Origin of the sequence: Bifidobacterium stellenboschense, assembly GCF_000741785.1 — a bacterium.
Taxonomy (GTDB): domain Bacteria; phylum Actinomycetota; class Actinomycetes; order Actinomycetales; family Bifidobacteriaceae; genus Bifidobacterium; species Bifidobacterium stellenboschense.
The window spans coordinates 1-5,107 of sequence record NZ_JGZP01000033.1 but is presented as its reverse complement, the minus strand read 5'-3'; the positions used below and the strand labels follow the sequence as shown (position 1 = coordinate 5,107).

Sequence of the window (5,107 nt, the reverse complement as noted above, 5' to 3'; positions counted from 1 at the left end):
GGGCGGGGCTCCCGGCGAAGCCGGGTGGGGGTGGTGCCGAACAACCACCGGCCACACCCTGGAACCAACGGCCACACACCCGCGACCACCCTCCGACGCGCTGCGCGCGCCACCTCCCGCCAGCGGGAGGAGCAGGGCACTCCGTGTCGGGAGGGACGGGTCACTCCATGTCGAGCGGGACGGGGTGGTCGGGGGCGGGGAACGCGCGGGACAACTCCGCGTATTCCGCGTCCGAAAGCGGGGAGTCGAGTACGGCGGCGTTGGCGAGCACGTGTTCGGGCACGCCGGAACGCGGGATGGCGATCATGTCCGGCTGGTGGAGCACGAACGCGAGCAGCACCTGCATCGGCGTGAATCCGTGCGCGGCCGCGACCTCGCGCACCGCCGCACTGCCGAGCAACCCGTCACGCAGACGCCCGGCCTGCGCGAGCGGACAGTACGCCATCACGGGAATGCGCCGCCCGCGCAGCCACGGCAGCAGATCGACTTCGATGCCGCGCGACCCCAGGTGGTAGAGCACCTGGTCGACGCAGCAATGCGATCCGCGGGACACGTCCATCAGCTCGCGCATGTCGTTCAGGTCGAGGTTCGAGACGCCCCATCGGCGGATCAGACCGTCCTCGACCGCCTGTTCCATGCAGTCGACGGTCTCGCGCAACGGCACGCTGCCGCGCCAGTGCAGCAGGTACATGTCGAGGTAATCGGTGCCGAGGCGACGCAGCGACGCCTCCAGACTGCGGCGCAGGTGACGGCGTCCGGCGTTGTGCGGATACACCTTCGAGACGATGTACAACGATCCGCGATCATACCCGTCGATCGCCGCGCCGACGAGTCGTTCGGCGCCGCCGTCCGCGTACATCTCCGCCGTGTCGATCAGGCGCACGCCCGCGTCCAGTCCGGCTCGCAACGCCGTCGCCTCATCGTCGAACGGCCGGCGCCCTTCGCCCAGATACCAGGTTCCCATGCCGAGCCGCGGCATCGCGCTCCCGTCCGGCAGCGTCACCTCTTGCGGCGTCGTTCCGTGCGGCGGCGTCTCGCCACGACGCGTGTTCCGATCGTCCCGCGCATCATCCGCATGCACATCACCGACCATACGTCATGCCTCCTTACCGGCATCGGACGGCGGCATGTGCATCGTATCGACACATCGCATCCGGCGCACCTGATCCGGCACGTCGCCATCCGGGCATCGCCGTCCGGGTCGAACGGCGGATTCCACCATGATTGTATCGCCGGAGACCACCGCGATCCACGAATCACGGCAATCCGCCGCTCACCGTGATCCCGCGCATCACCGCGTGGACTCGCGCGCGATGACCTCCGACTCGCAGGTGAGCAGTTCCGGCGTCGTGATGTCGCCGCGGATGCGCCCGAGAATCCTCTCGACCGCGACGGGCGCCGTCCATTCGAGACGCGACGACATGGTGGTGAGCGGAATCTGCAGGTACGGCGCCTCCTCGATGTCGTCGAAGCCGATGACCTGCACCTGGGCGGGCACATCGAGGCCGCTGGTGCGCAGCGCGGTCATCGCGCCGATCGCCAGCTGGTCGTTCAACGCGACGACGCCGTCGAACGGCACGCCGGAATCGATGAGACGCTGCGTGACGCGCGCGCCCGCACCGATCGTCCAATCCATGTCCATGGCGCCGACGAGCCGTGCGTCCAATGTGATGCCGCGGCGGCGGCTCTCCTCGATGATGCCGCGCAGTCGCAGCTGCGCGTTGCCCTCGGTCGCCTTGAGCAGCGCCGTCTCGTCGTAGGCGCCGCGCGCGCCGACGACGGCGAGGCGCGTGGAGCCGTGGTCGTACAGGTATCCGGCGGCGCGGGCGGCCGCATGCACGTCGTCGGGGGTCACGTGGTCGGCGACGCCCCACGTGGTGCGCGCGCCGACCACGACGAGCGGGAAATCGACCTTGAGATCGTCGGGCGTGATGGTCTCCACCTCGCTCATCGACAGGATCATGCCGTCGGAGACGGTGGAATTGAACTTCTCCAGCAGGTCGCGCGCGCCTTTCGCCGAGCCTTCCGCGTACGTGGTGACGTACACGGAGTAGTCGTGGCGCCGCGCCGCGTCGATCACACGGTTGGCGAGTTCGGCGAGATATGGCGGGGTGAGCGACGGCACGGCGAGCGTGATGAATCCGGTGTGGTCGCGGTTCAGGTTGCGCGCGGCCACGTTGACGCGGTAGCCAAGATCCTTGATGACCGTTTCGACGCGTTCGCGCGTGGCCTCGCTCATGCGCCCGTTGCCGTTGATCACGTTCGATGCGGTCTTGAGCGAGACGCCGGCCTCCTGCGCCACGTCGCGCAGGGTGACGCGTCTTTTCTCCGGTTTCGTCCCGCTCATGTGATCCGCCTCGCTTCCGTTGCTCCGACCGTCGCCATTCTACCCGCCAGCGGCCGGCGCGGACTACTGGCGGCGCACGGTTTTCGTGATGAGGATGGCGTTTCGCCGCAGCGTGTACGAGGCGGTTCCGCCCGCGCCGATCGTTGCGTCCGCGACGTCCGCACGGTCCGCCGTTCCGGCTTCCGTGCGGTGTGCGACGACCGGTTCGCCGTCGACGCCTTCCAGCGTGACGTCGCCGCGCGTGCGGTTGAGGTAGCAGTCGAAGCGGATGGCGCCGTCCGCGGATTCGCGGATGGTGTGGATGATGCGGGAGTCGGCCCCGCCGCACGATCCGGGTTCCGATACTCCCAGCGCGGGGATGAGGGCGGCGATGTCGTGGCGGTCGAGGTCGCAGCCGACGTAGACGCCCCGCCCCTCGCCATAGGGATGGCTGGTGACGGCGGGCGTGCCGTCGAGCTCCCAATCGGCGGCCGCCTCGCCCGCGTATGTGGCGATGATGGTCGCGTCCGACGCGACGGAGGTCACGTCGGTCTGCCACAGTCGGGTCGTCAGCCCGTTCGACAGCGTGATCGTGTCGGGTTCGCCCTCGGCTTCGGGGCCGAGGATGTTGAACTCCTCGCCGCGCACGCCGAGCACGTCGCGCAGGAGCCCGTTGCCGGCGCCCGGATAGCCGCCGAGACCGGCGTGGAACCGTTCGTCGATGATGCCGGTCGCGTAGTCGACGACGACGGTGCCGCCCGCTTCGGCGAAATCGGCGATGCGGCGCACGTCCGCGTCGGATAGGACGAGCACGCTCGGCAGGATGATGGTCCGGTAGCCGCTCCAGTCGTAGGCGAGCGGGACGATGTCGGCGCGGCTTCCCGCGTCGAGGAAGGCACGATACCAGTCGCGCACGTCGTGCCAATGATCGAGCTTCATGCTCGGCAGGGTCTCGCTGCGCGTCGCCCATTCGCTTTCCGCGCTGAACAGGATCGCCGTGCCGGAACGCTTCAGCTCCGTGCCCTGCAATCCCGCGTCGGAGAGCGCGGCGAGTGCCTTGCCGAGTTCGACGACGCCGCGGAAGATCTTGGAATCCTCGCCGGCGTGCGGCACCATCGCCGAGTGGAACGCCTCGGCGCCGGAGGAGGATTGCCTCCATTGGAAGAAGTTGATGGCGTCGGCGCCCATCGCCACGTGGGCGAGCGAGTCGCGCAGGAGCTCGCCGTGGCGTTTGCGCGTGTTGAGCGGCTTCCATTGGACGGCAGACGTGCCGTGCTCCATCACGTACCAGGGTTTGCCGAGGGCGAGGGAGTCCATGAGCGCGTCCGAGCAGGCGAGTTCGTCGAGATGGGATTCGCCTTCGTGGAAGTAGTGGTCGTTGGAGACGAAGTCGACCTCGTCCGCCCATCGCGCGTAGTCCATGCAGCACTGGTCGGTGGAGACCATGAAGTTCGTGGTGAACGGCTTGCCGGGGCAGATCGCCTCGATCGCGTCGCGTTCCGCCTTGTAGAAGTCGAGGAGCATGTCGTTGCCGAACCGTTCGTAGTCGAGCTGCTGCGGCGGGTTGACCATGCCGTCGCCGCCCATGTGTCGCGGCAGCAGCACCTCGTCGAACGAGTTGACGTGCTGCGACCAGAAGGCGGTGCCCCACGCCTCGTTCAACGCCTCGACGGTGCCGTACTTCGCCTCGCACCATGCGCGGAACGCGTGGAGCGCGTCGTCGGAGTAGTCGTAGCGGTTGTTCCAGCCGTACTCGTTGCCCATATGCCATGCGGTGACGTACGTATTGTCCTTGTAGTGTGCGGCGAGCATGCGGCACAGACGCAGCGCGTACCTCTGGAACACGGGGCTGGTGGGACGCCAGGATTGGCGGGATCCGGCGTTGACGACGTGCCCGTACCGGTCGACGGGCAGGACCTCGGGATGCTTCTCGTAGAGCCACAGGGGCGCGGTCGCCGTCGCGGAGGCGAGGTCGACGGCGATGCCGGCGCGGCCGAGCCGGTCGATCACGGAGTCGAGCCAGTCGAACGTGAATTCGCCTTCGCGCGGTTCGATCCGGTCCCAGCTGAAGATGGCGAGGGCGACCGTGTTGACGTGCGCCTCGCGCATGAGCCGGATGTCGTCGTCGATGGTCTCGTCCGGCCACTGGTCGGGATTGTAGTCGCCGCCGAACGCGATGCCGCGGCCGTCCGACGTGAGCAGCGCCGGCCACCTGAACGCTCTACGAGTAGTCATGATGGGTCCTTTGGGGGTATTTACTGGTGTTTACTCCTTGACGGCGCCGGCGGCGAGGCCGGACTGCCAGTACTTCTGCAGGCAGAGGAACGCGATCACGAGCGGGATGATCGTGATGAGCGAGCCGGTGATCACGAGGTTCTGGATCGCCTGGCCGCCGGCCGTGCTCGCCTGGTCCTTCCACTGGTTCAGGCCGATGGTCAGCGGGTACCAGTCCGCGTCCTTGAGCATGATCAACGGCAGGAAGTAGTTGTTCCACGTCGCCACGATCGTGAACAGGGCCGTGGTCACGATGCCCGGGGCGAGCAGGGGCAGCGAGATCGTCCAGAACGTGCGGAACTCGGACGCGCCGTCCACGCGCGCCGCCTCCAGCAGTTCGGTCGGCACGGCCTGCTCGCTGAAGATCCACATCAGGTACAGGCCGAACGGGCTGATCAGCGACGGGATGATCATGGCCCACGGCGTGTTCGTGAGCCCGAGCTTGGCGAACAGGAGGAACTGCGGGACCGCCAGCGCGATGCCCGGCACCGAAATACTGCCGATGAT

At 67.8% G+C, this 5,107-nt stretch carries 4 protein-coding genes; all 4 read right to left on the bottom strand.

Going from position 1 to position 5,107, the window contains the following annotated elements:
- Positions 1-160: 160 nt before the first annotated feature.
- The gene (locus BSTEL_RS11055) at positions 161-1,093 is read right to left on the bottom strand and encodes an aldo/keto reductase (RefSeq protein WP_084686299.1); all 933 of its coding nucleotides are present in this window, start codon (positions 1,091-1,093) and stop codon (positions 161-163) included.
- A 198-nt stretch (positions 1,094-1,291) separates the two neighbouring features.
- Positions 1,292-2,347: a LacI family DNA-binding transcriptional regulator gene (locus BSTEL_RS11050; RefSeq protein ID WP_034530407.1), complete on the bottom strand. Its 1,056-nt coding sequence runs from the start codon at positions 2,345-2,347 to the stop codon at positions 1,292-1,294.
- A gap of 63 nt (positions 2,348-2,410) precedes the next feature.
- On the bottom strand, positions 2,411-4,561 hold the full coding sequence (locus BSTEL_RS11045) for a beta-galactosidase (protein ID WP_034530406.1): 2,151 nt from the start codon (positions 4,559-4,561) through the stop codon (positions 2,411-2,413).
- 30 nt (positions 4,562-4,591) lie between these two features.
- The coding region (locus BSTEL_RS11040; RefSeq protein WP_034530405.1) for a carbohydrate ABC transporter permease at positions 4,592-5,107 on the bottom strand (516 nt) is incomplete at its 5' end.

Bases quoted from the DNA above. Each gene is read 5' to 3' on its own strand.
- BSTEL_RS11045 (WP_034530406.1), bottom strand. From the start codon at position 4,561: ATGACTACTCGTAGAGCGTTCAGGTGGCCGGCGCTGCTCACGTCGGAC.
- BSTEL_RS11055 (WP_084686299.1), bottom strand. From the start codon at position 1,093: ATGGTCGGTGATGTGCATGCGGATGATGCGCGGGACGATCGGAACACG.
- BSTEL_RS11050 (WP_034530407.1), bottom strand. From the start codon at position 2,347: ATGAGCGGGACGAAACCGGAGAAAAGACGCGTCACCCTGCGCGACGTG.